24 protein-coding genes and 1 tRNA gene are annotated in these 24,745 nt (G+C 60.3%); 11 read left to right on the top strand and 14 right to left on the bottom strand.

The genetic code is table 11. From position 1 onward, the window contains the following. Positions 1-130 precede the first annotated feature (130 nt). Both DXD94_RS04900 and DXD94_RS04895 read right to left on the bottom strand, forming a co-directional pair. Positions 131-3,031 carry an ATP-dependent helicase gene (locus tag DXD94_RS04900; protein WP_117763407.1) on the bottom strand — a complete coding sequence of 967 codons (2,901 nt, stop codon included), beginning with the start codon at positions 3,029-3,031 and terminating at the stop codon, positions 131-133. Positions 3,032-3,324: 293 nt separating this feature from the next. Next, positions 3,325-4,302: an undecaprenyl-diphosphate phosphatase gene (locus DXD94_RS04895; RefSeq protein ID WP_117735525.1), complete on the bottom strand. Its 978-nt coding sequence runs from the start codon at positions 4,300-4,302 to the stop codon at positions 3,325-3,327. A gap of 246 nt (positions 4,303-4,548) precedes the next feature. Between DXD94_RS04895 and DXD94_RS04890 the strand changes: the two genes are divergently transcribed. Continuing rightward, positions 4,549-4,986 (top strand): universal stress protein, encoded by a 438-nt coding sequence (locus tag DXD94_RS04890; RefSeq protein ID WP_055251269.1) that lies wholly within the window; start codon positions 4,549-4,551, stop codon positions 4,984-4,986. 98 nt (positions 4,987-5,084) lie between these two features. Here the strand turns inward: DXD94_RS04890 and DXD94_RS04885 are convergent, their stop codons facing one another. From DXD94_RS04885 to purH, 6 genes are all read right to left on the bottom strand, one after another. Further along, positions 5,085-6,377 carry a HipA domain-containing protein gene (locus tag DXD94_RS04885; protein ID WP_117763406.1) on the bottom strand — a complete coding sequence of 431 codons (1,293 nt, stop codon included), beginning with the start codon at positions 6,375-6,377 and terminating at the stop codon, positions 5,085-5,087. Beyond that, positions 6,377-6,667 carry a helix-turn-helix domain-containing protein gene (locus DXD94_RS04880; protein WP_082435520.1) on the bottom strand — a complete coding sequence of 97 codons (291 nt, stop codon included), beginning with the start codon at positions 6,665-6,667 and terminating at the stop codon, positions 6,377-6,379. Before DXD94_RS04880 ends, DXD94_RS04885 begins: the two co-directional genes overlap by 1 nt. 178 nt (positions 6,668-6,845) lie before the next feature. Further along, the gene (locus DXD94_RS04875; RefSeq protein WP_117763405.1) at positions 6,846-7,889 is read right to left on the bottom strand and encodes a sensor histidine kinase; all 1,044 of its coding nucleotides are present in this window, start codon (positions 7,887-7,889) and stop codon (positions 6,846-6,848) included. Between the two features lie 9 nt (positions 7,890-7,898). Next, a complete protein-coding gene (locus tag DXD94_RS04870) occupies positions 7,899-8,570 on the bottom strand; it encodes a response regulator transcription factor (protein WP_117763404.1) in 672 nt (223 codons plus the stop codon). Between the two features lie 176 nt (positions 8,571-8,746). After that, positions 8,747-9,454 carry a hypothetical protein gene (locus tag DXD94_RS04865; protein WP_233502255.1) on the bottom strand — a complete coding sequence of 236 codons (708 nt, stop codon included), beginning with the start codon at positions 9,452-9,454 and terminating at the stop codon, positions 8,747-8,749. A gap of 246 nt (positions 9,455-9,700) precedes the next feature. Next, positions 9,701-11,308: a bifunctional phosphoribosylaminoimidazolecarboxamide formyltransferase/IMP cyclohydrolase gene (purH, locus tag DXD94_RS04860; RefSeq protein WP_117763403.1), complete on the bottom strand. Its 1,608-nt coding sequence runs from the start codon at positions 11,306-11,308 to the stop codon at positions 9,701-9,703. 277 nt (positions 11,309-11,585) lie between these two features. Between purH and DXD94_RS04855 the strand changes: the two genes are divergently transcribed. Then, a complete protein-coding gene (locus tag DXD94_RS04855) occupies positions 11,586-12,227 on the top strand; it encodes a GNAT family N-acetyltransferase (RefSeq protein ID WP_055251276.1) in 642 nt (213 codons plus the stop codon). A 110-nt stretch (positions 12,228-12,337) separates the two neighbouring features. On the opposite strand, the gene DXD94_RS04850 is transcribed toward DXD94_RS04855, so the two are convergent. Beyond that, positions 12,338-14,284: a DUF2207 domain-containing protein gene (locus DXD94_RS04850; protein WP_158564793.1), complete on the bottom strand. Its 1,947-nt coding sequence runs from the start codon at positions 14,282-14,284 to the stop codon at positions 12,338-12,340. A 517-nt stretch (positions 14,285-14,801) separates the two neighbouring features. Here DXD94_RS04850 and gluQRS point away from each other — a divergent pair. The 3 genes from gluQRS to DXD94_RS04835 all read left to right on the top strand — a co-directional run bounded on the left by gluQRS (position 14,802) and on the right by DXD94_RS04835 (position 16,643). Continuing rightward, entirely contained in the window at positions 14,802-15,803 is a 1,002-nt protein-coding gene (gene gluQRS / locus DXD94_RS04845; RefSeq protein WP_117763401.1) for a tRNA glutamyl-Q(34) synthetase GluQRS, read from the top strand. A gap of 103 nt (positions 15,804-15,906) precedes the next feature. Beyond that, positions 15,907-16,173, top strand: coding sequence for a DUF1778 domain-containing protein (locus DXD94_RS04840; RefSeq protein ID WP_158550249.1), 267 nt, complete (start codon positions 15,907-15,909; stop codon positions 16,171-16,173). Then, complete coding sequence (locus tag DXD94_RS04835; protein WP_082435587.1) at positions 16,170-16,643, top strand: GNAT family N-acetyltransferase; 474 nt, start codon at positions 16,170-16,172, stop codon at positions 16,641-16,643. The genes DXD94_RS04840 and DXD94_RS04835 overlap by 4 nt, the downstream gene beginning before the upstream one ends. Positions 16,644-16,725: 82 nt before the next feature. On the opposite strand, the gene DXD94_RS04830 is transcribed toward DXD94_RS04835, so the two are convergent. Both DXD94_RS04830 and DXD94_RS04825 read right to left on the bottom strand, forming a co-directional pair. Next, positions 16,726-17,490: a metallophosphoesterase gene (locus tag DXD94_RS04830; protein ID WP_233540321.1), complete on the bottom strand. Its 765-nt coding sequence runs from the start codon at positions 17,488-17,490 to the stop codon at positions 16,726-16,728. Positions 17,491-17,575: 85 nt separating this feature from the next. Beyond that, positions 17,576-17,815 carry a hypothetical protein gene (locus DXD94_RS04825; RefSeq protein WP_117735535.1) on the bottom strand — a complete coding sequence of 80 codons (240 nt, stop codon included), beginning with the start codon at positions 17,813-17,815 and terminating at the stop codon, positions 17,576-17,578. Between the two features lie 473 nt (positions 17,816-18,288). Here DXD94_RS04825 and DXD94_RS04820 point away from each other — a divergent pair, with 473 nt between their 5' ends. After that, positions 18,289-18,969 carry a hypothetical protein gene (locus DXD94_RS04820; protein ID WP_117763399.1) on the top strand — a complete coding sequence of 227 codons (681 nt, stop codon included), beginning with the start codon at positions 18,289-18,291 and terminating at the stop codon, positions 18,967-18,969. Positions 18,970-18,990: 21 nt separating this feature from the next. Here the strand turns inward: DXD94_RS04820 and DXD94_RS04815 are convergent, their stop codons facing one another. Then, positions 18,991-19,752 carry a metallophosphoesterase gene (locus DXD94_RS04815; protein ID WP_117763398.1) on the bottom strand — a complete coding sequence of 254 codons (762 nt, stop codon included), beginning with the start codon at positions 19,750-19,752 and terminating at the stop codon, positions 18,991-18,993. Positions 19,753-20,125: 373 nt separating this feature from the next. On the opposite strand from DXD94_RS04815, the gene DXD94_RS04810 reads away from it, so the two are divergent. Genes DXD94_RS04810 through DXD94_RS04800 form a run of 3 tightly spaced genes read left to right on the top strand, consistent with a single transcriptional unit; the run spans position 20,126 to position 22,742 of the window. Continuing rightward, positions 20,126-20,668 (top strand): hypothetical protein, encoded by a 543-nt coding sequence (locus tag DXD94_RS04810; protein WP_055252376.1) that lies wholly within the window; start codon positions 20,126-20,128, stop codon positions 20,666-20,668. A gap of 18 nt (positions 20,669-20,686) precedes the next feature. Continuing rightward, a complete protein-coding gene (locus DXD94_RS04805; protein WP_117763397.1) occupies positions 20,687-21,463 on the top strand; it encodes a response regulator transcription factor in 777 nt (258 codons plus the stop codon). After that, entirely contained in the window at positions 21,447-22,742 is a 1,296-nt protein-coding gene (locus DXD94_RS04800; RefSeq protein ID WP_117763396.1) for a cell wall metabolism sensor histidine kinase WalK, read from the top strand. Before DXD94_RS04805 ends, DXD94_RS04800 begins: the two co-directional genes overlap by 17 nt. Before the next feature lie 74 nt (positions 22,743-22,816). On the opposite strand, the gene DXD94_RS04795 is transcribed toward DXD94_RS04800, so the two are convergent. Both DXD94_RS04795 and DXD94_RS04790 read right to left on the bottom strand, forming a co-directional pair. After that, entirely contained in the window at positions 22,817-23,191 is a 375-nt protein-coding gene (locus tag DXD94_RS04795; protein WP_055252379.1) for a VOC family protein, read from the bottom strand. Between the two features lie 11 nt (positions 23,192-23,202). Next, positions 23,203-23,490 (bottom strand): PTS sugar transporter subunit IIB, encoded by a 288-nt coding sequence (locus tag DXD94_RS04790; protein ID WP_055252380.1) that lies wholly within the window; start codon positions 23,488-23,490, stop codon positions 23,203-23,205. A gap of 163 nt (positions 23,491-23,653) precedes the next feature. Between DXD94_RS04790 and DXD94_RS04785 the strand changes: the two genes are divergently transcribed. Together DXD94_RS04785 and DXD94_RS04780 are read left to right on the top strand one after the other, a co-directional pair. Further along, positions 23,654-24,277, top strand: coding sequence for a hypothetical protein (locus tag DXD94_RS04785; RefSeq protein WP_117763395.1), 624 nt, complete (start codon positions 23,654-23,656; stop codon positions 24,275-24,277). 31 nt (positions 24,278-24,308) lie between these two features. Continuing rightward, positions 24,309-24,393 (top strand) — tRNA-Leu (locus DXD94_RS04780). Positions 24,394-24,745: the final 352 nt, after the last annotated feature.

Genomic DNA, 24,745 nt, shown 5'->3' with positions numbered 1-24,745 from the left:
GGCGGGCGTATGGGGCAACATCGATCGCGAGTTCCGCACGCAAAGGAGAGCACTTAATGTGCTCTCCGTCTTGCGCAGGACTGCCCGAGCAGGCGATGTTGCCCTATACGCCCACCCAGGTCCGCCGGGATTACGACAGCTTGACGATAGGCGCAAAGCCCTTCATTAGCTTTTTAGTCTGGCCGGTTTTTTCGAATTGAACCTCGATCATGTCTCCGGCGACCGAGATCACGGTACCCGTGCCAAAGGTCTTGTGGCTCACGGTATCGCCCGCGGCAAAGTCCTGCGACGCGCTCGCGCGATCGACCTTGCGCTCCACCGTCGGCGACACCTTGGACGACGGCTTTTTGGCTCGCGATGCACCCGAGCCAAAGGTCGAGGCGACACGGCCGGCGTCGGGCGAGACCCCGCGATGACGCTCGGTCCCATAACTGCTGCCGCCAAAGAAATCGTCGAAGCTCGATCCGCCACGCGAGGCGGAACCGCCGGTCGAGCGCGTATGCGAGCCAAACACCTTGCCGCCGTACATATCCGAGCCCATGCCCGAGCCAAAGGTGCCGCGACGGTCGCCGCGCTTCTCCCAGCCCGTGCCCTCAAAACCGGCAGAACCGATACCGCTGAACTCGATATCCTCAAACGGAATCTCGTTGAGGAAGCGCGAGCGCGGGTTGGCAGAAGTTGAGCCGTACGTACGGCGCGTGGCCGCATAGGTCAAGAACAGGCGCTTACGGGCACGCGTGATGGCGACGTAGGCCAGGCGACGCTCCTCCTCGAGCTTGCCCGGATCATCGCTGCCGCCAAAGTCGTGCACATGCGGGAAGATACCCTCCTCCATGCCGGCCACGAACACCGCCGGGAACTCCAGGCCCTTTGCGGAGTGGATGGTCATCATGGTGATGGCATGCGTCTCGCCGGCCAGGGAATCCAAGTCGGAACGTAGGGCCAGCCACTCCATGAGCGCCGGCAGCGCCTTGCAGGTAAGCGGGCCATAGGTGCGCTCAATCTCATCGGCATGCACGGCACCCGCCGGCAGCTGCGTCGGCGCAGCATATGCGTTGCCCGCGATGGCAGCGGCCAAGGCGTCCTGCGGCGAGAGTGCCGGAGTGGCCAAGCTATCGAGCGGATTGGTGCCCGCGGCATCGCGCGCGCCGACAAGCGCTTCAAACGAAGACGCGGGCGCGGACGGTCCCGGCTCGGGCGCAGGTGCGCTCACCACAACGGGCTCGGGCTCAGCGCCGGCCGGCACATCGGCAACGCCAGCCGCGCGCAGCTCTTCCAAGCTCTCGAGCGTACCCTCAATATCCTCGTGCGTCTCCTCAAATTCGGCGGCAACGCCCAGGAATTCCTGGATGTTCTCGGCACGGCTCTCGGATTCCATGGTGCCCTCGGCGCGAAAAGCCTTCAGCAGGCCCGTCTTATCGACAATCATCTCGACGACGTCCTTGAGCTCGCCGTCCATGCGACGGCCCTCGCGCACCAGCGCCACAAAGCTCGACAGGCCATTACGCACCTTGGCGCTAAACATGCCCGTCTCGGCTGTCGCAATCTCGCAGGCCTGGAAGAACGAGCAACGGTTGTCGCGCGCCAGCTGCTCGATCTTTTGAATCGAGGTGGAACCGATGCCGCGGCGCGGCGTGTTGATGACGCGTTTGACGCTCATCTCGTCGGCCGGGTTCACGATCATCTTGAGGTAAGCCATGACATCGCGGATCTCGGCGCGGTCGAAGAATCGCGTGCCGCCGACAATCTTGTAGGGCACGCCCGCACGCAGGAACATATCTTCGAGAATACGCGACTGGGCGTTGGTGCGGTAGAACACGGCGATATCGTCGTAGCTCGTGCCCTTGGCATGCAGCTTCTCAATCTCGCCGGCAATCCAGCGGCCCTCGTCGCGCTCGTCGCTCGCCTGGAAGGCTTGGATCTTCTCGCCATCGCCCTCGGCCGTAAACAGACGCTTGTCCTTTCGCTGCGAGTTGTGGCGCACCACGGCGTTGGCGGCGCTCAGGATATGGCCCGTGGAGCGGTAGTTTTGCTCCAACTTAACGGTCTTGCAGTTTTTAAAGTCCTGCTCAAAGTCCAGGATGTTGGTGATGTCGGCGCCGCGCCAACTGTAAATGGACTGGTCGTCGTCGCCCACGACCATGAGGTTTTGGTACTTGGCGGCCAGCAGGTTGGCGATCTCGTACTGGACGTGGTTGGTGTCCTGATACTCGTCGACGCTAATGTAGCGGAAGCGCTCCTGGTATTTGTCGAGCACCTCGGGGCGGGTGCGCAGCAGCTCGAGCGTGCGCACGAGCAGGTCGTCGAAGTCCATCGCGTTGGCAGCACGCAGGCGGCGCTCCAGCTCCAGGTAGACCTGCGCGGCCTTTTTGTCATTGGGGCTGTCGGCGGATTTGAGCATGTCCTCGGGCCCGATCATGGCGTTTTTGGCCGAGCTGATCTTGCTGCGGATCATGTTAATGGGAAACTGCTTTTGCTCGATGCCGAGCGCCTGCATAATATCGCGCACCATGCGCTTTGAGTCATCGTCATCGTAGATGGTGAACTGACCGGTGTAGCCCAGCAGGTCGGCGTCCTCGCGCAGCATACGCACGCACATGGCGTGGAACGTGCATACCCACATGCCACGGGTGCCGCTGGGGATGAGCGCCGCCAGACGCTCACGCATCTCTGCCGCGGCCTTGTTGGTAAACGTGATGGCAAGCACCTGCCAAGGCTTAACGCCCAGGTCGCCGAGCATATGCGCGATGCGGAAGGTCAGGACGCGGGTCTTACCCGAGCCGGCGCCGGCAAGGACCAGCAGCGGGCCCTCGGTGGTGAGGACCGCCTCGCGCTGGGCGGGATTAAGGCTGTCGATGTCGACAAGCGGCTTTGCGGGCGCAGGAGCCGGCGCGGGAGCGTCGTAGATGTCGAGCGGGACAAGTTCGGGTTCCGGCGCGGCGGGGGCGGCGTATGCATCGAGTGGCACGGGTTCCGGCGCGGGCGGCACGGGTACCGCGGTGTTCTTTTCCCAGGGCAAGGGCTGGGTCATGGGCGACTCCTCATCTGACGGACGGCGCGCCTGCGGGCAGCGCCATAGTTTGAGCCGTACCAGTATACCGAGCCGCACGGACACCGACGCAAATCACACCACGACTCCGTGCGCCGCCGCCAAACCTGACCCCATTGGACCAATCACGGAGCCACCGATGTCACGGCAACGGTAGCGAGCGGCGGCCAGAGCGAACAAATTGACATGAAAAGAGGGCGGCATAGACCTTTTGGTCATGCCACCCTCTTTGAATGACAAGTTGTCGCTCTGGCCGTCGCGCAACGACAGCTGAGTTAGAGGCCGAGCATAGGCTCCAGAACGAAGAAGTATGCGAGCACTACGATGCCCAGGATGATGCGGTAAACACCGAAGCACTTAAAGTCGTGACGGCGAACGAAGCCCATGAGCCACTTGATGGCGATGAGCGAAACCACAAAGGCCACAACGCAGCCCACGCCCAAGATAGCGACCTCGTTGGCACCGAACGTACCGCCCTTAATAAAGTACTTGACCAGCTTGAGCGCACTCGCGCCAAACATGACAGGGATGGCCAGGAAGAACGTAAACTTGGACGCCACCGAACGCGTGCAGCCCAAAAGCAGGCCACCGATGATGGTGGAGCCAGAGCGCGACGTACCCGGCACCAGCGAGAGCACCTGGAAGCAACCGATGCCCAGTGCGGTCTTCCAGCTCAGGTCCTCGAGCGTAGCGATGGAACCAAAGTCCAGGTTATCGTCATCGTCGTCTGCAGCGGCAGTCGCAGCGGGTGCGGCAAAGTGTGCGCCAGCGGGACGCCCACCCGACGTCACGGCACGAGAACCAAACGAACCGGCAAGAGCAGCCTGTTCGCGCTTGCTCGCGCGCCAGTTCTCGATCACGATAAACAGCACGCCGTATACGATGAGCGCCAGTGCCACGACGGGAGCATTGTAGAAATGCTCCTCCATCCAGTCGTTGAGCGGCAGACCGATTGCCGCGGCGGGAATGCAGCCGAGCACAATCTTGCCCCACAGCACCCAGGTGTCGCGACGGCCCTCCTTGCCCTTGCTGGGAGAAAACGGGTTAAGGTCGTAGAAGAACAGGACGCAGACGGCCAAAATGGCGCCAAGCTGGATCACGACCAGGAACATATTCCAGAACGTCTCGCTCACGTTCATCTTGACGAACTCGTCCACCAAGATCATGTGACCAGTCGACGAAACAGGCAGCCATTCGGTGATGCCCTCGACCAGGCCCATAAAGGCAGATTTTAGAAGCTCGATGATATCCAAAGGGACCCCCTCGTTAGACACCCGCCGATATTATTCTGCGGACGGTGCGGGCGATATCCCATTATCAACCGTACGGGCGCGTCTGCGCCTACCCTTACCAAAAAACTCGCCCGTTCACAGAATTGCGAGCGGTCAAACCCAAATCCTTGGGTATAACTGCAACAAGATAAAGTGTCCGGCGGCCACGCATCCGCGCCCGCCCGATGCACGAGCCCAGCGCCCGTGCGATAGACCAAGGAGGAAACCATGAACGAGGGCTACACCAAGGTATTTGTTTCACTCGACGGTACTGAGCAGCAGGATTTTGTGCTCGCACGCGCCATCAAGGTCGCCGCAAACAACGGTGCCAAGCTGATTATCGGCCACGTTATCGATTCCACGGCGCTCGAGAGCGCCGGTTCCTATCCGGTCGATCTGGTCAACGGTCTGGAGGAGGCATTTAACAACTCCATCGCCAAGCAGCTCGAAGAGGCCAAGGCCAATCCTGATATTCCCGAGGTCGAGGTCATGATCCGCGCCGGTCGTATTCGCGAGACGCTCAAAGACGAGATGCTCGACGTGGTCAAGCCCGACCTGGTGCTCTGCGGCGCCCGCGGCCTGTCCTCGATCAAGTATGCGCTACTGGGCTCGATTTCGACGTTCCTGCTACGCAACACCGACTGCGACATCTTGGTCGTGAAGTAGCGTTGCTCCCACCGGCCGCGGGGCCTTCGCAGCCTTACTTCAGCGAGCTGGCTGATAAGAAAGATGGCGTGCCGCCCCGATCGGGGCGGCACGTTTTGTTATGAGGCGATCCTGCTTAGACGGGCTTGTACTTCTGGAATGATCTTCTCGAACATTACCTCCGCCTCGGGAAAACCATCTTCTTTGAGACCGCGCGCGGCGTCTCTTAGTGCGTCTGGAACCTCATTGCAGGTGTCGGCTATCATCCCGGCAACGATTCCCGCGGGCAAACCCGCCTCGATCATTTGGTTCATCACCGATCCGCGCGTTACATCGTCGATCTTCCGGCTCCCACCAAACGAGACGCCCATCTCGCGAACAAGGCTGGGGTAAACCATTGTGCACAGCACGTCATAGAGCGGCGCCAACCTCACTTGTTTCCAACTTTCGTCCCACACGAGCGACCAGTTCTTAAGATGGTTATCGCAGTTACCTACGGCATAATCGAACAGCTGGTTATAGCCGATAAGGAACCTATCCTCCATTTGATTAGTCGACACCCTTCGCACCGCATCGACGATAAGTCCCAGATAATTGACGCCCGTCGGCTCATATTTAAGCTCACGCGAGATACCCTTGGCCTGACAAACATCTTCCTGGTGCAAACGATATGGAATTGGCAATCCATCAACCGAGCGTCCGTCATCCGACGTTACTCGATCAAATCGCTTCACAGCGATAATCGGCTCGGCGTCCTCAACCCGGATTAGAAAGCATTCTTCGGCCGATAGGTCCATCAGAGATGCGGCTCTAACGCACATTGCTTCACACACCGTCTCGCCCGGAAACGTTTTCGACCCCGCCTTGAGGATGTGCGTAGATGGAGCCGCTCCATGAGGCAGGTACCATCCGCCGCACGGGTCATCGCCCGTATGGTAAAGGCCAACCTTCGCCTGAGCACCCGCAAGGGAGATTCGACTCTCTAGCGCTAAGTCAAAAGCAACCTCCGCCGGTGCGTATGCCAGCCTGCTTAGCCGCTCCCCATCTATCTCTTCATAGCCCATTTCGAGACCCTCTGCCGAAGGCTCTCGCGTCAAAACAAGAGCGCCGACGGGTTCATCGCGGACCAAATCGAGCACCTTAAAGTAATCTCCGCGTTCCGCTCGCGCCCTTTTCTCGAGGTCCCTATTAAGCTGCCCCTCTGGAATGATGCCAGAGAAAAAGGAGCCCGTTACGTCCGGGCTGAACGCCTCGGCCGACAAAGGCAGCGAGGCCGAAATCGGGGCCGCATCAGCACTCTCGAGATACTTGGGGTCATAGGCGAATATCGGAAGCCCGGCGTTTTCCTCTAATACGCCAACCAGCTGGTAGGAACCATTAAACTCACGATGAACGAACAGTGCGCCATCCATTATTTTCCCCTCACCTTCAGAATAAAATCGATATCCACGATGGAGGCGTAGTCGAAAATGACGCCAATTTCGACCGTTGTCCGCCCCCGCTCGATATCACCGATCACACGAAGGCTGCGACCCGTCATAGTCGCGACGTCACGTTGAGTTAAGCCAAGCTCACGCCTTCTGAGCCTGAGGGCCTTCCCCATCTCGGCCGGATCGAAAACCATGCGCTCCGAGAAAGCAGCTTCTGACGGCTTGAGCTTGATGCGCCCATCCAGCTTTTTAATCGTTGTCACTGTTCTCATGATGCTCCTAGCTATATTCCTATTCGTGAACACAGTATAAAACTACTAAGCTATGTTCATGTACGAGAATATAGTATCGACTTCATTAGCAATGTTCCCGTTCAGGAATATAGTTGTTAAAAGCCCCCGATTTGTTCCCAGACGGGAAGATTCCGATCGGCCGCGCCATACGGGCCGGCTACTCAAAGTATTGGAACTTGTTCGTCGAGAAGGCAAACGTTACGACAAAACCTTCGCCGGGGTCGGACGCTGCGGTGACGTCGATGCCCATCTTGGAGCACAGGCGCGCCACCAGGTAGAGGCCGATGCCCGTTGCACGCTTGGTGGTGCGGCCATTGTCGCCGGTAAAGCCCTTCTCGAACACGCGTGGCAGGTCTGCCGCACACACGCCGCAGCCGTTATCGGCGACGGCAAGCTCAATGCGCTCGCTTGCCAAGCCCTCGTCCAGCAACGCGCCCGAAAACACGATCTTCGCGCCGTCCTCGCACGCATATTTAATGCTGTTCTGAATGAGCTGGCCCAGGATAAACTCGAGCCACTTCTCGTCGGTAAAGACCTCGAAATCGAGGTTCTCGCACACCGGAGCCACGTGCGCCGCAATGAGCTCGCGCGCGTTGGCCTTAATCGCACCCGCCACCAAGGTCTTAAGATCCCAGCGGCGAATCAGGTAATCGCGCTCCACGACTTCCGAGCGCGCATAGTACAGCGCCTGGTCGATATAGCGCTCCACGCGATCCAGCTCGCGACCCAGGTCATCCACGCGCGACAGGTCGTCTTCGCTGCCGTCCAAGTTTTCCAAAATCAGATGGGCTGCCGCCAGGGGCAGCTTGGCCTCGTGGACCCAGCTCTCGATATAGTCGCGATAGTCATCGGTCTGACGCCGGCCTTCGGCAACCTCATCGCAAGCGGCTTTGCCCACCCGGCGCAGAACCTCGTACTCGAGCTCGCCCTCGGCATAGGTTGGGCATTGCACCATCTCCTGCACCCACGCGGGGCTCTCCAGCTCCTCGGCCGCACGCTCCAGCTGGTGCAGAAAGCGGCGACGGCGCGCATATTCGATCACGATACCCAGTACGCCAAAGATAAAGGACACGCCAACCACCACGATCACGATGGATGCGGGGGCGCCGGCCACCGTCAGCACAAAGCAGCTCAGTAGCACGCCGCACGTCCACACGGCAACGGGCAGCAACGCGTCTTTAAAGAACTTGCCAAACGACATGGCCGGACCCTAAACCGAATAGCCTTGGCCGCGGTGCGTGGTGAGATACCCCTTGACGCCGATCTTGTCGAGCGTCGCACGCAAGCGATTGATATTGACGGTGAGCGTGTTGTCGTCCACAAAGGCATCGGAATCCCACAGGTCCTGCATGATGGCCGAGCGCGAGACAATCTTGCCCACGCGACCCAAGAGCAGCGAGAGAATGCGCAGTTCGTTTTTGGTGAGCTCGGTACTGTCACCGGTTGCCGTATTGGTGACCGTGGAGCGGGCAAGGTCGAGCTCCAACCCCTTGTGGACCATGGTGCTGCGCTCGCCTGCCGACGTGGTGCGGCGCAGCAGCGCGTTGATGCGCGCCACGAGCACGCGCGCGCTATAGGGCTTGGAAATAAAGTCGTCCGCGCCGAGTGTCATGGCCATGACCTCGTCGATTTCGGTCGTGCGCGACGTAAGGACGATGATGGGGACCTCGGATTCGCGGCGGACTTCGTGGCAGATGTACTGGCCGTCTTTGACAGGAAGCGTGAGGTCGAGCAGCACCAGGTCGGGCGCGGCAGCGAGAATATCGCGCGAGACGTGCTCAAACGATTCGCAGGACTCGACCTCAAAACCAGCACGGGCAAGGATGTCGGCGAGCTCGCGACGAATGGGCTCGTCGTCCTCAACGATATAGATCAGCGCCATGGATTACGCTCCCCTCTTAGTTGTCTTACAGCCATTATTGCCGCGAAGTCGCCGGCACGCGCCTCGCGCGGCAACAAGGTGACAGAACTGTTCGCGAACGAAAGGTTCGACTCGCCCTCGCTCGCAACGGGTGCGGGGATCAAATGATTATAAAATCCCCGCGCCAGAAAAATCATTTAGCGGCGGGCGCGGAGCTTTTCGTAACCGTCGGCGAAGAAGGTGACCATAGCAGCGTCCGCCTCGGCAGCGTCGGCATCGGCAGCGGGAACCACGCCGTGCTCGTCGCTCACCAGAAACAAAGCACCCTTGAGCTGCGCGGGAATGTCTACGCGCGTGACCGAGATGCCCTTGGTCTGGGCCAGCTGCTCGATGAGCGTCGCCGTACCGCACAGGCACTCGTCCGCCGGCGCCACAAAGGCCAGCTCTCCGTCGTTGACGGAAGCGAGCAACTCGGGCGCCACGCCGGTTTCGTCGGCCTCGGAGCGGGCCTCGGCAGAGCGGGCACGCAGCGCCTTGGCCGAAGTATCGGCCAGCGGCTCGTACTCGCCCACCGTCATGGCGGCATTGCCGTTGACGTCGATCACTAGCATGAGCACGCCGTCGTGCGCGGTGTAATCGCCCTCGGCAAGCGACCACTCAACGTGCTGCTTTGCCCAGCTGAGCATGTTATGGGTGAGCGGCTCGCCCTGCACCAAGCGCTCGGACAGCGCACGGATGTGACGGTTGAGCATGGGTACCTTTTTGTTGGACATGCGCCACCGGCACACGAGCGCGGGCTCGTCGAGCGTAAACTTCTCAACCGCCTCCTGATTGGCGCAAAAGTCCTCGTACGCGCGCTGGTCCTCGGCATTGCCAAACAGCTCGGCATCATCAATCTGGGGCATGGTCATCCCTTTCGTGTTAGTCATTCCGTCCTCTTATACCAAAAAGACGGCCCTCCAAACGGAGCGGCCGTCTTTTGCAGAGATTATTTTGACGATATGGCCAAGCGACCGATCAGCTTAATGGGATAGAACAACATCCCATTAAGGGTTTTCCAAGTGCCCGAGATTGCCCCGAAAGAGGAGCGCCGCGTACTAAATGTACGCAAGCGACGGTTTGAGGGGCAAGGTCGGGTGCTTGGGAAAGCCCTAGTGCCTAAAATGCCTGGCACCTGTGAAGACCATCGCGATGCCGTGCTCGTTGCAGGCCTGGATACTCTCGTCGTCGCGCTTGGAGCCGCCGGGCTGGATGATGCAGGTCACGCCGTGAGCGGCAAGCACGTCGACGTTGTCGCGGAACGGGAAGAACGCATCGCTTGCGCAGGCAAAGCCGCCCTTCTCCACGCCCTCGCGCTCGCAGAAGTCCTCGGCGCGCTCGCAGGCAAGCAGCGCGGAGTCAACGCGGTTGGGCTGACCCGGGCCCATGCCAATGCCGGCCTTGCCCTTGGAGACCAGGATGGCGTTGGACTTAACGCCCTTGCAGACCTTCCAGGCAAACTCGAGCTCGGCCATCTCGGCGTCGGTGGGCTTGCGGTCGGTGGGGAACGTAAAGGTCGCGGGGTCCTCGGTCACGTGGTCGACCTCCTGCACCAGCATGCCGCCGTCGATGGAGCGCAGCTCCACCTTGGCGCCGTGGTCCACGCCGCCGGTAGCCAGCACGCGCAGGTTGGGGCGCTTGGCCATGCGCTCGAGCGCCTCGGCGGTGTAACTCGGGGCGATGATGACCTCGACGAACTGCTTGTTCTGATCGGCAAAGTGCTCAACCAACTCAAAGGGAACCTCGCGGTTGCAAGCGATGATGCCGCCAAAGGCGCTCTTGGGATCGCAGGCAAAAGCGCGGTCGTAGGCAGCCGTGATGTCCTCGGCAACGGCGGAACCGCAGGGGTTCTGGTGCTTGAGGATCACACAGGCAGGCTCGTCGAACTCGCGGACCAGGTTCCAAGCGGCGTCGGCGTCCAGATAGTTGTTGTAGCTGAGCGGCTTGCCCTGAATCTGCTCGGAGCCAACGAGCGGGAACTGCGAGCTCGCGGTGTTCTCGCAGCCCTCGGCAAAGCGATAGACCGTGGCCTTTTGCTGCGGGTTCTCGCCATAGCGCAGGTCGTCGACCTTCTCGAGCGAAACCTCGAGCTTGGCAGAGGTGTCCGCCACGTCGCTTGCCTGGGCGGCAAGCCAACGGGAGATAGCCGTGTCGTAGGCGGCGGTGGTCTGGTAGACCTTCACCTGCAGACGACGACGGGTGGAAAGCGTGGTGCAGCCACCGGTCTCGTGCATCTCGGCCAGGACGGCATCGTAGTCGGCCGGGTCGGAGATGACGGTAACGCTCGCGGCGTTCTTAGCAGCGGAGCGCAGCATGGAGGGGCCGCCGATGTCGATGTGCTCGATGGCGTCCGCAAAGGTGACCTCGGGGTTGGCGACGGTCTTCTCGAACTCGTACAGGTTGACGACGACCAGGTCGATCAGTTTAATGCCGTGCTGAGCCGCCTCCTGCATGTGCTGCTCGGAATCGCGGCGGGCCAGCAGCGCGCCGTGAACCTTGGGGTGCAGGGTCTTAACGCGGCCGTCCATCATCTCGGGATAGCCCGTGAACTCCTCGATGGGGGTTACGGGAACGCCCGCATCCTCGATAGCACGAGCCGTACCGCCCGTAGAGACGATCTCGACGCCAAAGTCATCGACCAGCGTCCGTGCGAAATCGACGACGCCCGTCTTATCGGTAACCGAGATCAACGCGCGTGCGATCTTCACATCAGATCCCATGCAGTCCTCCTGTCTGGTACGCCGCCGTGCTCTGTGAGTCGGTGATACGTCGATCTGCAGCGCTCGCGCAGCGGCATTGAAAATACTGATTTAATGTAGCGCATCGAGCGCGTCGATGCACCCCGCAACGGTCGCATGTGCAGAAAAAGCTTGCGAGTGGAGGATGTGGGCGCAGCGCCGGGCACGGTGAGTTCATGGAACACAGGGGCACCATAATTAGATGCCAATGGCGTGGTAGAACTGTGCTCGATATGCATCCGCAAAAGAAAGAGGCACCATGGTCTCGCGGGTTCTCTACCGACCGTTTGACACCGAAGACTTCGACGCCATCGCGCTGATTCTGCAGCAGCTTTGGCATAACAATTCGGATAACGATGAGTACAACCGCCTCGAGGCCGCGTGCGACCTCGCCTATTGCCTTTCGTCGTCGACGTTTTCGCAGGTTGCCGTAATCGACGGCCAGGCGCGCGGCATTGCGCTCGCGCGTGCGGGGCAAAGCTCCGGCGCCGCCGTCAAGGAACATTGGATGGATACCGAGCGCGCGCTGCTATCGCAGATGCGCGAGCTGGAGCCCGATGCCTGCGCCGAGTATCTCTCGTTTGTGCGCGCAACCATCCGCACCAACAACCGTCTGCTCGAAAGCAGCCCCCTGCCACACGACAACGAGGTCACGCTGCTTGCCGTGGATCGCGATGTCCATGGCTTGGGCGTCGGCTCGGTGTTGCTCGATGCTGCAGTCTCGCACCTGTCCTCACGCGGAGCGACGAGGGCGCACCTGCACACCGACTCCAACTGCTCGTGGAAGTTCTACGAGCTGCACGGCTTTAAGCGCACGGCAACGCACCGCGCCAACCGCGAAGAGCGCCGCCACGACATGCCGCGCGAAAGCTTCCTCTACGAGCTGGACCTAACCGCCTAACCCCGGTAGCCACACCTAGTCATTCAAGAACGTCCCATCTCGGCACATAAGAAAGGGACGGGCTTTCCCCGACGGCTGTCGAGAAAAGCCCGTCCCGTAATTTAGGACCGCTAGAACGTTCCGCCGCCGCCTCCGCCGACGCCGCCGCCTCCGCCGCCCGAGAAGCCACCGCCTCCGCCGCCGCTCGAACTATCGGAACTCGAAGCCAGCTCGCGGATGGTCTCGTGATACACGTCGTTAAACGAATCGAGCGGGGACTCGGTACCGTAATGATGGTAATACCACCAGTAGCAGGGATAATTGTCGTAGAAGCCATCTGCCTCGCGCACCTCGGGCGGGACGGCCTCGGCAAGCTGACGCAGCACTTCCTTCGAAACGCCCAGCGCAACACCCATCACCAGCAGCTTGTTCCACAGCACCAGATCTCCCGGGACGGCCTCCTTCAGGCGCGTAAAGTCCTCGAGCCAATGCTTGAGCGCCTTGCAGCGAGCCGCCACCTCGGCGCCCTCCGGCGTGTAACGGCGGAAGGTGCAGCTCAGGACAAAACCCACAATCGTGACGGGGATCGAGACCATAGCGGCACCGACGTTGGCGTCCGCAAAGTCGGTATAGAACAGAGAACCCAAAATGCCAAAGATAATGATGATGCCGAGAACCAGGCCGGCCACCATCGCGATAGTGCCATCCGATGCGATAAACTCGCGCTCCTCCAGCTTGCCCTTAACCGTGCTCTGATAGTCCTCGAGCTTGTCGCCAACAGATTCAGTACGCTCGCTGGCATACTCCTCCAGCTCGCTAAACGTGCGCGAACGGACGCCGTCTTTATCGGGCTTAACGCCAGCGAAGAAGACCTTGAGCACGTCGCGATCGATGCCGTCCTTCTTGGCAGCCTTCCAGGCCTCGTCGGTCACTGTGATGCGATACGTCCGCTCCTCTTTTTCGCGACGGAGCAGACCCTTCTTCTTGGTCTCGGTCGCTTCTTCTAGCTTGATCACGCGGTCGTCGGTCAGCTTCATCAGCGTGGCGATATATGCCTGATCGGGCACGTCGTTCCAGCTCATAAGAGCTGCAAGCACCGCGGGATGGTCGGCCGAGGGCACGTCGCGGAAGTATTCATCTTGGAAAAGCGGCTTTGGCTTGCGACGGCGCAGCTTGAGCACGACGATTACGCCGGTAAAGGTCACCGCCGCGACAACACTTACCGCGGCAAGCGTATTTGCGATCATGCGGGCGCGGGCGCGGCGGGCGTTGGCCTCCTCGGCCCATGTCTTCTCCTCGCTCAGGATTGTCGGCATGCGCTCCTCGCTCGAGGCGGAAAGTCCTGGCACCCAGTCGCTGGGGAAGGCGATGCGCGCCTCGGCAAATTCGCCCTCGTGCACGCACGGAATGGCGTAGGTGACCATGGGTTCGTCCGCATCGATCGATACGTCGCCCGTCAGCGGGCCGTGGCCCCACGCACGGAAGTTGTCGCCCTTGCTCGCTGGCGTTCCGATGGCACCGTCCGCGAAGTAAACTTCCATCTCGACGTCGTCGGAATTCGCAGACCAGCCGTCACCCACGAACTTCCAGTAGAGCTCGGCGGTATCGGCCCAGTTCATAACCGCACCGGTCATGGTGTAGCTCACGTAATAGATCGCGCTGTCGTCGCTCTCGTGGGGGCTGAAAACCTTGATCCTTACGCTGCCGTCGGACTGCTCAACCGTATAGACGCCGCTGTCGCCTTTGTTTGCATAGTCGACCCTGCTAAACGCGGCATCGTCTTCCTCGACGCTCAGCACTTCGACGCCCGCCGTGCCGCCCTGCTGGTTGGTGCCCGTATTGATATCCCAATACACGCCGTTGATATCGTCATCGAAATCAAACTGGCGTCCCTCGACAACGGTCAGCGATCCATCGGCTTCAACCGTGGCACCGATATAGGTTTGGGTCATGGAGTAGCCGTCGGCGTGCGCGGCGGCAGGCAGTAGCAACAACGCAAGCGCGACGAGTGCGCAGACGGAAGCGAATCGCGCAAACAGGTGGCGCTGCCGGCAGGTCTTGGCAACGGGGGCGTTCATAGGCACATCCTTTGTCTGTGATACCAGTAGCGTCATTGTCCCACGTTTGCGGGTTCATGTGACGAACATCTAGGTCAGCGGAGTGTCAAAACGGGACAAAAGTCACGCCCGCACCCCGGCAGTTAGTCATTGGGGACGTTCTTAAATGACTAGTCATTAGGGACACTCCTTGGCATGGCCCGCGCCAGCAATAGATACCACTTCACAGCACCGTCACAGGTGTAGCGGCTTTGTGTGGGCGCGGCACGCGCTGATTGAGCCGCCAACCGAGGGGCATAAAGCAGTTGAGCGAAAACGGTTGCCCCTTTCCCGTTCGCTCGAGGATCATGTCCCCCTTTTCCGCGGAAACCCCGGCAGTTGCGAAGAGCTGCCGGGGTTTCTGTCGTTTGAGAGGTTGGGCTGGCGGGCGGCGATCGAGCTGTCGAGCCGGTGGTTCGACACGCGCAACGCGCGGCCTCGGCAACTTGCAGGCCACGGCAACGTCTCCCCCACCGCGCCCCGCGCTATACTCGTCCGCATGGATATCAACGCACGCAACATAGCAACACCCGCCGCGGTCGCACCGGCAACGGCAGTGCCCACCCCCGTCGTGGGCCGCTTTGCCCCGTCGCCCTCGGGCCGCATGCACCTGGGCAACGTGTTCAGTTGCTTGTGCGCGTGGCTTTCGGCCCGCAGCCAGGGCGGCAGCATCGTGTTGCGCATCGAGGACCTCGACGATCGCTGCAAGCGACCGGAGCTTGCCGTTCAACTGATTGACGACTTGGCCTGGCTGGGGCTCGAGTGGGACGAAGGCCCCTACTATCAGCACGATCGCCTAGACCTGTACGAAGCCGCCTTGCGCCAGCTGCAAGACGCCGGCCTCACCTATCCCTGCTTTTGCACGCGCGCCGAGCTCCACGCCGCAAGCGCGCCGCACGCCAGCGACGGCACGCCCATCTACCGCGGCGCCTGCCGCGCTCTTTCTGCCGAAGAAGTTGCACGCCGCAGTGCTCTGCGCGCCCCGGCCACACGCCTGCGCGTGCCCGCCGTCGATGACCTCGCCGACGACGTGGTCGAATTTGTTGACCGCACGTACGGCGCCCAATGCGAAGCACTCGCCACCGAGTGCGGCGACTTTTTGGTCCGCCGCAGCGACGGCGTTTTTGCCTATCAGCTAGCCGTGGTGGTCGACGACGCCGCCATGGGTGTTACCGAGGTCGTGCGCGGATGCGACCTGCTGGGCTCCACGCCCCGCCAGATCTACCTGCAGCATCTGCTGGGACTTGCCACGCCGCACTACGCGCACATTCCGCTGCTCATGTCGCCGGACGGCCGCCGCCTTTCCAAGCGCGACCGCGATCTGGACCTAGGCGAACTACGCGCCCGCTTTGGCATACCCGAGGCACTGCTGGGATGGCTCGCCGGGCAAACGGGCATCGCGCCGGACACCACACCGCGCTCTGCCGAGCAGCTGGCCGAGCACTTTAGCTGGGACGTCATCCGCGCACACCGCGAGAACATCACCGTAATGGCCGAGTAGTCAAATACGCCCCGCCCCCTCGCCCCCCTTCAACGAGGACATAATTCTGCGTCTTGTTATGTACGGAATAATTCCGTACAATTGTGCAAAGGAGGTTTTTGCCATGCCAACGATTGAGAAACAACGCCGTATGGATCTAAGGTTGACCGAACGTCAACGCCTTACTTACGAGCGCGCCGCGGCCTTGCGCGGGCAAACTCTCACCCAATGGGCCACAGCCCACCTTGACGAGAGCTCCGCACGTGATATCGCCGAGGCATCAACAACCTATCTTTCTCCTGATGGTTTCGATGCATTTTGCGAAATGCTCGATTCCCCCATGCCCCAAGCCGCAAAAGCGCTGCTTGACCGTAAAGCGGTTTGGGAATGAGCACATTTACCAAGCCCGTTCAACTCCCCGTTGGCCAAGGCATCGAGGCTTTCCACTGCGGAAATACTCTTGTAGACGGATGGGCTAAAAACAGATCAGCCTCGGCGCGAAGAAGAGGATCAGCAGTTATATACGCATCGTATTGCGACGGCGCAGTCGCTGGGTTTTATACGTTGTGCACGCACTCCGTGGCTCGCGAAAATGTTGATGGAGGATGGTTCGTGCGAAACTCCCCCTCCCAAGTCCCCACAGTGCTGCTTGGAATGATGGGGGTCGATGAGAAGTTCAAGGGGCTTGGTCTTGGAGCTTCACTGCTCAAAGATGCCATCGAGAACGCCTTGAAAATTTCTGCCCTAGCAGGAGCGCGAGCTTTAGTTGTCGATCCAGTAGATGATGAGGCGGCAGCATTCTATGAACATTTTGGCTTCGCCACCCTACCGGGCACCAACCGAATGGCGCTGAAACTTTAGATCGTCGGGCGACATCTCCTCCAGCTCCCAGCATGCCCTAAGTTACCCTACAAATAAAGATTACTACTGAAATGTAGGGTAACTACCCAAGGTATCGTATGAAGTTCTCGCTATTCCCACCCCTACGCAACATCCCAGGGCTGGAGTTCGTCGCCCAGGCGAACGATGCAGTCGTAGAGCACGGTATGGCGCTCGGCCGGGTTGGCATCCCGATGGAAATGCCCGTAATACCAGCGCTTGTAGTCCAAGCGATCTTCCAGCTCATCGAAAAATGCCGTAAGCCGATCAACGGCGGGGTAATTCCAGCCGGACGCCGGATAGAACGTGGACGAAAGCATGCGCGTGGAGCAGTGTGGGTGATTACGTAGTCGACCTTCCAGCCCACGCTGCCGAGCTTTGTCCGTGCCTCCTCAAAGTTGCGCTCGTCCGGCAGCTCCTGCGGCCACCAGCTGGAATACGGTATGCAGTATTCCTTGTCAACACTCGTGGCACCGCCCATGGTAAAGATCGTTGAGCCATCGAGTTCAAAAACCTCGCCGCGCGTCAGGCGCCGTACGGGAGAGGTATCCGACAGGCGCTGCGTCAGCCCACCGTGCCACAACTCCATGGGTCGCTCCGCCCAGTGATCGAAACGCTCGTGGTTGCCGTCGATGAACAGCACGGTATAGGGGCGCGACTCCAGCCAAGCGATGTCGGCGCATTCCTCGGCAGAGAAATCCCACAGAAAGCCAAAGTCGCCCGCGATGATGAGATAGTCATCGCTCGTCAAACTATCCCCAAGATCCCAGTCGCGCAGCTTTTGCATGTCGACGCCGCCGTGAATATCGCCCGTCACATAGACCGTCATCGGATCACCACTTCCCTGTAAGTCGCTAGCCCGCATTCTGCACGATCACTAAGCCAACCGTTCCAGCCCTTCCATCCCTTAGGGCTTACCCCTCGTTCTTCCATCCAAACGGGTCAAGCACCCAAAAAACCAGATCGAGCGCGCTGCCGGTCATCATGGCGCCGGCAAGGGCCATGCAAATGTGTAGAGAGACGGCACTTCGGAGCACGTCGAACGGCCCCAGAACAGCCAGCAGCGCGACCGCTGCGCCGGCAAGGCACAGCACGAGGCACGGCCCCGCGTCCTTGACGTACTTCTTTGCGAGATGCTTGGTGTTGTCACTCATTACTATCGAGCTCCTTAGAGGGTCGTTGTTCAGGTACATGCCGCCGCGGCAGAGCAGGGCGACAGGGTAAGTGTCACATGTCGTGCGGACATCAATGAAGAAACCGCCTGCTCGACCAACCCTTGACGCCGTTTTGCACCGGCACCCCATCCCCCGCTATCGAGGTCTAATACTTTTCCCGAGAAGTGAACGGCTGTTTTTGGACCCCTGAAACATCCGCATTTTTCGGCCGCAAAATCGCAGGATTTCAGCACCGAAACCGCAGGAAACGACACGCTCAAAGTGTCGATGCTTCGGCGGTCCGATTTAGCTCGTTCACTTCTCCGGAAAAGTATTAGACCTTGATTCTTTGCTGCCCCGAGGGTGCGGCGCTTCCTTCTCTGGAACCCTCACTAGCACTGGCACCCCTAGCCGCTGCGACCGCAGGCATGCCTATAATGAGACATGTTTCCTAATGAGAAAGGAATCCAGCTATGAACGAAGCCAAGCTCGCCGATTTGAACGAAATCCAGGACTTTTTCAACCGTGTCGACAGGCCCTCTGTTGAGCCGATAGGCGTCAAAGACTTTATTGGTTGGTGCAACAATCCCTACAAAAATGATTCCAATAGGACAGTAGATGACCAGGCCAATGTGCTTGGTCAAACCGTACGCAGCCTAAATTGCCTTAATGAAGACAGGCTTATGGAGATGAAATCTGCCCTGAAAGAAGGCAGGTGGAATGAATGGCTTAAAAACAATGGTATAAAAGCATCACCGGAAGATGCTGTTTTCTACCTTGCGCTTAAACACCGCACCGACAGCCAAGGGCATTACCGCTTTTACTTCGACAAAGATTCGGTTGCAGAAATCGATGCCTTTAATCCTTTCAAGGACAATACGACTGTTTTAGATCAGCAGTGGCATGTGCTCATCTCCCTGCTTGCGTTCCGTGACGTCGCCCATGCCCTAAGCAACGAGCGGCACGAATGCCATTGCCTATACCAGCACATTAAAGACTGGGACAAAGGTGACTTGAACGCCCTGGAACTGCGATTCAGCCGTTATGCCTCCGGCACCATTGAACTTCAACTTAGATCAAAGGGTAAAAATTGGCAACGGCAGCCCTCTTCGGCGATGAACGAATGGCTTAGGGTAGCGTTGTGCAGGCCGTAGGAGAACTAATCGCCCACCAACCTACTCCAGCCCTTGGCCGCTGTACTTCCCCGTCTCCGAGTCGTAGCTCAACACGGCGACCTCGCCGTTCTTCATGACGTTCCCGTCGATGTAGTAGTGGCTAGCCCCGTCATGCCAGATGCCGCGATAGCCCGCAATGCCCGAAACAACCTCGGTGTTGATATGCCCGGCGATAACATCCAGATAGAACTCGCGCCCCACGTAATCGGGCAGCATCATGGTTAACGACTCGACAGCCGTGCCAAGCTTCCAATCCTCCCCGGCTTCCTCGTCAACGCCGGCGTGCACAAAGACCTGGCCGAAGGGGCTCTCGTAAAAGTAAGGGAGCTTGCGAACCCACGCGATGATGTCCGCGTGCTCGGCCTTTATGCGCTCAACCGTAAAGGCGTAGGCCTCCTCGAACTCCCTGAGCCTCAAAAGGTGCTTAACGTGCTTGAATGCCTCGGCGTCTAAGAAGCTCTTGGCCGTTGCCAGATTGCCGTCGGCAAGTATCCATGCCTGCGTGAAATTGGGGTCATTCACCTCGTCAATGTACTCGAGGAACATCTCCTCGTGGTTGCCGCGCAGCGCCACGACGCGATCGCCGTAGCGCTTTTGCAGGTCCATGACGAGCTCGAAGACCCCGAGTGAATCGGGGCCTCGGTCGCAGTAGTCGCCAAGCAAAACCAGCTTGGAATCCTCGGCATCGAGGTCGACGGTGGAAAGCGATGCCTTAAAGGCGTCCAAGCACCCGTGAATGTCGCTCATAGCGTAGATATGCACGTATGACCCCCTGTTTGCGTCGGGACCCCACTCGTTTGCGCCATGCGGCACGGCGGCCCCTCTGATTTCGCGGGCGCCAGGCAGCTTTGCCCTGACGCGCCCTCAACGTTGACAATAAGTATATCTCGCCGTGCGGACACAAATTTACCCTTGGGCTCTAGCCGCTCGGCCTGCGCTTGCCTCAAAGGCCGCCTCCGCGTCACCCAAAAACTCATCCAACATTAATCTTGGCTCAAGAATCGCTTAATCTATAACCTGCACTATAGAGTTCGACCAAGGGCGGGGCGGCGCCGCGCGACGCAGGCCGCCGAACGCAACGCTCGCGCCCGGGCAAATCGCCCGGCGGCGCGCCCATCGAACGAAAGGACAGGTCATGGACGACCTCGAAAAAGTTGAAACCATCCGCACCAAGTGCAACGTGAGTTACACCGATGCCAAGGCAGCACTCGATGCCGCCGACGGCAACGTTTTGGACGCCATTATTTGGCTCGAGTCGCAAGGCAAGACCCAGACCACGTCGGCGCACGCCGCCACCGAGTCCGAGCCGGTAGATGAGCCCTCGGCCGAGATGGTCGCCGCGCAGGCCGCCTACGAGAAGTCGAGCGAAAAGACCGACTTCTCCAAGAAGATGGACAGCGTGTGGGAGTACCTCAAAAAGCTCTTCCGCCTGAGCCTGGACACCAAATTTATCGCCACGCGCCGCGATGCGATCATCCTTAACATCCCCATCCTGATTCCCATCGTCGCCTTGTTTGCCTGGGGCGCCACGATATGGCTGATGCTGATCGGTCTGTTCTTTGGCATGCGTTACCGCATCGATAGCGACGGCGACGTGCCCGGCAGCATCAACAACCTGATGAATCACGCCGCCGATGCCGCAGACGATATCAAGCAAAATCTGAACGACGATAAGTAATCGCAGACGGGGGCACGCATGGCACGAATCCTGATCGTAGAGGACGAGGAGAAAATCGCCCGCTTTGTGACGCTCGAGCTGGAGCACGAGGGCTACCAGGTGGAGCACGCCGCCGACGGCCGCACCGCCGTCGACCTGGCGCTGGAGCGCGACTACGATCTGATTCTGCTCGACGTGCTGCTGCCGCAGCTCAACGGTATGGAGGTGCTGCGGCGCGTGCGCAAGCACAAGGATGTGCCGGTGATCATGGTCACCGCGCGCGATGCCGTGATGGACAAGGTAGCCGGGCTCGACGCCGGCGCCGACGATTACCTGACCAAGCCGTTTGCGATTGAGGAGCTGTTCGCACGGATCCGCGTGGCGTTGAAGCGCTCGGAGGCCGTGCGGGCGGCTTCGGGCGTTGGCGGCGCTGGGACCGGGGAGGGCGCTACGGGTGCCGGTACCGCCGCGACGTCCCCGGCTAGCGACTCGGCCAAAACCTCTGCCGTGCCCTCCCCCGCCGTGCTTACCGTTGACTCGGTTGCGCTCGACCCCGACCGCCGCGAAGTCACGGTCGGCGGCTCGCCCATCGCGCTCACGGCCCGCGAGTTCGATGTCCTCGCCCTGCTTATGGCGCATGCCGAGACCGTGCTCACGCGCGAGCGCATCGCGCACGAAGCGCTGGGCTACGAATACGTGGGCGACACCAACAACGTCGACGTGCACATCGCGCACCTGCGCGCCAAGATCGAGGACGCCGGCGGCGCCCGCATCATCCAGACCGTGCGCGGGGTGGGCTATGTCTGCCGCGCGTAACGCCGAGACCAAGCGCGTCACCTCCATCGCCCGCGCCATCAACTGGAGCTACATGTGGCGCCGCCTGATGAGCTACGTCTGGCTCGATCTGTGGCTGCTGGTTGTTGCGGCGGCGATCCTGGTCTATGGCTACAACCAGACGCTGCCCGACGGCGCGTTTACCGCAGGCTGGATCCCCGGCGCCACCGTTCACGGCATGTCGTTCGCGCCCGCGCGCGGCTTGGACCTGGCCACGCTCACCTATACCGTCGAGCTTGCGCGCACCACCAAGACCTTCCCCCTCGCGCAGGACCTCATCGCGCTGTGGCCCCTCTATCTTGTCGTTGCGGGCGGGCAAGTCATCAGCGTGCTCAACATGCTCAGCGGCGCTCGCCGCGTGCGCCGCACCATGGCACCGCTCAACGACCTGGCCCTGCGCGTGGACGAGCTCGGCCGCATGCAGCTCTCCGGCGGCAAGATGGAAACGCTGGAGCAGGCAATCGAACGCGCGAGTGTCGACTCGCCGAGCGTCACCACCGGCGACGCCGACCTGGCGAGCATCGAGGTCGCGCTCAACCGCCTGCTGCGCCAGATGCAAGAGGCCAAGCTACAGCAGATGCGCTTTGTCAACGATGCGAGCCACGAGCTGCGCACGCCCATCGCGGTGATTCAGGGCTACGTGAACATGCTCGACCGCTGGGGCAAAGACGACCCGGACGTGCTGACAGAATCCATCGCGTCCCTCAAGGCCGAAAGCGAGCACATGCAAGAGCTCGTGGAGCAGCTGCTGTTTTTGGCGCGCGGCGATGCCGGCCGCACCGTACTGAGGCGCGTGGACACCAACATGGCCGCACTGGTCGGCGAGGTGTGCGAGGAATCGCAGATGATCGATGCCGAGCACACGTATCGGCTGGCGTACGACACTGCGCTCGCCAGCGACCCGCGCTGCGATGCTTCTGTCGACGTGGCGCTCGTGAAGCAGGCCCTGCGCGTGATCGTGCAAAACGCCGCCAAGTATTCGGACGCGGGCACGTCCATCACCTTTGGCGTAGCGCAGGATACGGGCACGGGCGCGATCGACATAAGTGTTGAGGACGAGGGTATCGGCATGAATCAGGAATCCGCAGCTCACGCGTTTGAACGGTTCTACCGTGCCGACAACGCACGCGATGCCGGCGCACAGGGCTCGGGTCTGGGGCTTGCCATTGCCAAGTGGATTGTCGATAGCCATGGCGGCGTTATTGGCGTGACCTCGGTCGAAGGCGTCGGCAGCCGCTTTACGATTCGCCTGCCACGGTAGGAAGCCCCTCGGCGTAAAAAAGGGATAAGGCCATGCGGCCCTATCCCTTTTTGTTCGTTATGGCAGTTTGTGCGCTACTCGCGGCACAGATGCACGGCGAAGCCGGCGAACTCGCGCTTAAAGTACACGAGCTTGGTAGAACCGTCGGGCAGCAGCGCGCGCGACTCCTCGTTAACCTCGAGCCCGCGCTCGGCAAACCACTTCTCGGCCGCATCGATGTCGTTGACGGCAAAGCCGATGTGGCCCTTGGTGCCACGACCGTTCTGCTTCATGACCTCGATCAGCGAATCGTTAAAGTACGAAACCGGGGTCTCGATAACGGGCAAGCCCATCATCGTCGAGAACAGCTCCGCGATCTCCAAGGCGTCTGCCGGGTCGGCGGCGTTGATGCCCACATGGGCGACGCGCATGCCAAAGAGCTCGACCGGATTGGCGTTCTGCTCATTCATACAGGCAGCGCCTACTGAGCCATGACGTCGAGAACGGCCTTCTCGGCAGCAACGCGGTTCATGCCGGTCATGAAGGGCACGCCGCTCACGTACGGGCAGGTGAGGCCCTCGGGGGCAACGGTGGTGGCGATCAGCAGGTCGGCGCCTTCGTCGCAAGCGTCCTTGGCCTCGGAGATGGCGCACTGCACGATCTCATACTTGCCGGCATAACCGTTGGCGTCGAGCATGGTAGCGACCTTCTGGGCAACGAGCGTGGAAGTAGCAGCGCCAGCACCGCAAGCCAAAACGATCTTCTTCATAGGTAATGTCTCCCTTCATGGTTTACTTTAGGTAAGTGTACCGCAGCGAGCGATGGTGCTCGGCCTCGATGCACTTTTGTACCAGTTTGCCTGCGCACTGCGTATAATACATCTAGTACGTGTTGTCATACCGCCTGTTTTATGAGCGACCGAGGAGCTCAATATGCCCGATTCCCGCACACTCTGGACCGCCGTCGTCATTATTTGTATCGCCGTGTCGGTGTTCTTTAGCGTTAAAAAACGCACCACGTTTAAACGCCTGCAGCAGCTTATGGCCGCCAAGCAGTGGGACGAGTTCGATCGTTTGCTCGACGGCAAGCTCACCAGCATGCTGTACCCGCGCTACAACCGCGACTACCTGCGCCTGAACTCCTATCTGTTGCGCGAGGACCACGAACACGCCAACGAGATGTTCGACCTGTTGCTGGGACTCAACCTGCCCAAGATGCAGCGCGTCGACCTGGTAATTAAGGCCTTTAACTACTACGTTGGCCAGGAGGACCGCAAAAAGTCCAAGGAGTTGCTGCACGAGATCAAGGGCTTTGAGGGCGGTCAGGCCGAAGCAGTCGCGCACGAGTGTCAGCTGATGTACGACACGATGATTCTCAAGCGCCACAACGACATTCCCGAACTGGAGCGCATGCTCAAGGAGGCCGGTGACGACAAGGTCAAGAGCTGCCGCCTGGAATACCTGCTGGCCCTGCAGTACAAGAACAAGGGCGACGAGGCCAAGTTTGCCGAGTACTTGGAAAAGTCGGGCCAGCACTCGATGGCTGTCAACGCGTAACGGGCGGCTTGTGCTAGACTTCTAGTCTCACGGGGGCGTGGCGGAATTGGCATACGCAGGAGACTTAAAATCTCTCGCCGCAAGGATTGTGGGTTCGAGTCCCACCGCCCCTACCATTGGCTTTTACGGGCCCGTATCTCCCAGAGATGCGGGCCCGTTTCTTTTGCACGCCGGTGGGGCTCGAACCCGCGAGGGGGCGAGCGTTAAGCAAACGCGGAGCGTTTGCAGCAAGCCGGCGAGGGCGCCGGCAGGCGACCGAAGCCGGTGCGTATTTGCGAAGCAAATACGCAGACGTCCCACCGCCCCTACCACGTATTGTTTACGGGCCCGTGTCCCCAAGGGATGCGGGCCCGTTTCTTTTAGATGCCGTCAACTGCAGGGCAGCTAATTTGGGACGGGGCTTTTTTGACTACTTTTCCGCCCACCCAATGAGTTTTCTGGGACGGGGATTAAAAAAGGCTCTGTTAG

Source organism: Collinsella sp. TM10-22 (assembly GCF_003466125.1).
Classification (GTDB): Bacteria; Actinomycetota; Coriobacteriia; order Coriobacteriales; family Coriobacteriaceae; genus Collinsella.
This window is presented reverse-complemented; position numbering and strand designations above follow the sequence as displayed.

Excerpts from the sequence above, each read along its gene's own strand:
- DXD94_RS04825 (WP_117735535.1), bottom strand. The coding sequence starts at position 17,815 with ATGAGTGACAACACCAAGCATCTCGCAAAGAAGTACGTCAAGGACGCG.
- DXD94_RS04835 (WP_082435587.1), top strand. The coding sequence starts at position 16,170 with ATGAGCACATTTACCAAGCCCGTTCAACTCCCCGTTGGCCAAGGCATC.
- purH (WP_117763403.1), bottom strand. The coding sequence starts at position 11,308 with ATGGGATCTGATGTGAAGATCGCACGCGCGTTGATCTCGGTTACCGAT.
- DXD94_RS04900 (WP_117763407.1), bottom strand. The coding sequence starts at position 3,031 with ATGACCCAGCCCTTGCCCTGGGAAAAGAACACCGCGGTACCCGTGCCG.
- DXD94_RS04820 (WP_117763399.1), top strand. The coding sequence starts at position 18,289 with ATGAACGAAGCCAAGCTCGCCGATTTGAACGAAATCCAGGACTTTTTC.
- DXD94_RS04870 (WP_117763404.1), bottom strand. The coding sequence starts at position 8,570 with ATGGCGCTGATCTATATCGTTGAGGACGACGAGCCCATTCGTCGCGAG.
- DXD94_RS04875 (WP_117763405.1), bottom strand. The coding sequence starts at position 7,889 with ATGTCGTTTGGCAAGTTCTTTAAAGACGCGTTGCTGCCCGTTGCCGTG.
- DXD94_RS04890 (WP_055251269.1), top strand. The coding sequence starts at position 4,549 with ATGAACGAGGGCTACACCAAGGTATTTGTTTCACTCGACGGTACTGAG.
- DXD94_RS04865 (WP_233502255.1), bottom strand. The coding sequence starts at position 9,454 with ATGCCCCAGATTGATGATGCCGAGCTGTTTGGCAATGCCGAGGACCAG.
- DXD94_RS04810 (WP_055252376.1), top strand. The coding sequence starts at position 20,126 with ATGGACGACCTCGAAAAAGTTGAAACCATCCGCACCAAGTGCAACGTG.
- DXD94_RS04785 (WP_117763395.1), top strand. The coding sequence starts at position 23,654 with ATGCCCGATTCCCGCACACTCTGGACCGCCGTCGTCATTATTTGTATC.
- DXD94_RS04855 (WP_055251276.1), top strand. The coding sequence starts at position 11,586 with ATGGTCTCGCGGGTTCTCTACCGACCGTTTGACACCGAAGACTTCGAC.
- gluQRS (WP_117763401.1), top strand. The coding sequence starts at position 14,802 with ATGGATATCAACGCACGCAACATAGCAACACCCGCCGCGGTCGCACCG.
- DXD94_RS04830 (WP_233540321.1), bottom strand. The coding sequence starts at position 17,490 with ATGACGGTCTATGTGACGGGCGATATTCACGGCGGCGTCGACATGCAA.
- DXD94_RS04850 (WP_158564793.1), bottom strand. The coding sequence starts at position 14,284 with ATGAACGCCCCCGTTGCCAAGACCTGCCGGCAGCGCCACCTGTTTGCG.
- DXD94_RS04805 (WP_117763397.1), top strand. The coding sequence starts at position 20,687 with ATGGCACGAATCCTGATCGTAGAGGACGAGGAGAAAATCGCCCGCTTT.
- DXD94_RS04840 (WP_158550249.1), top strand. The coding sequence starts at position 15,907 with ATGCCAACGATTGAGAAACAACGCCGTATGGATCTAAGGTTGACCGAA.
- DXD94_RS04790 (WP_055252380.1), bottom strand. The coding sequence starts at position 23,490 with ATGAAGAAGATCGTTTTGGCTTGCGGTGCTGGCGCTGCTACTTCCACG.
- DXD94_RS04800 (WP_117763396.1), top strand. The coding sequence starts at position 21,447 with ATGTCTGCCGCGCGTAACGCCGAGACCAAGCGCGTCACCTCCATCGCC.
- DXD94_RS04885 (WP_117763406.1), bottom strand. The coding sequence starts at position 6,377 with ATGGATGGCGCACTGTTCGTTCATCGTGAGTTTAATGGTTCCTACCAG.
- DXD94_RS04795 (WP_055252379.1), bottom strand. The coding sequence starts at position 23,191 with ATGAATGAGCAGAACGCCAATCCGGTCGAGCTCTTTGGCATGCGCGTC.
- DXD94_RS04880 (WP_082435520.1), bottom strand. The coding sequence starts at position 6,667 with ATGAGAACAGTGACAACGATTAAAAAGCTGGATGGGCGCATCAAGCTC.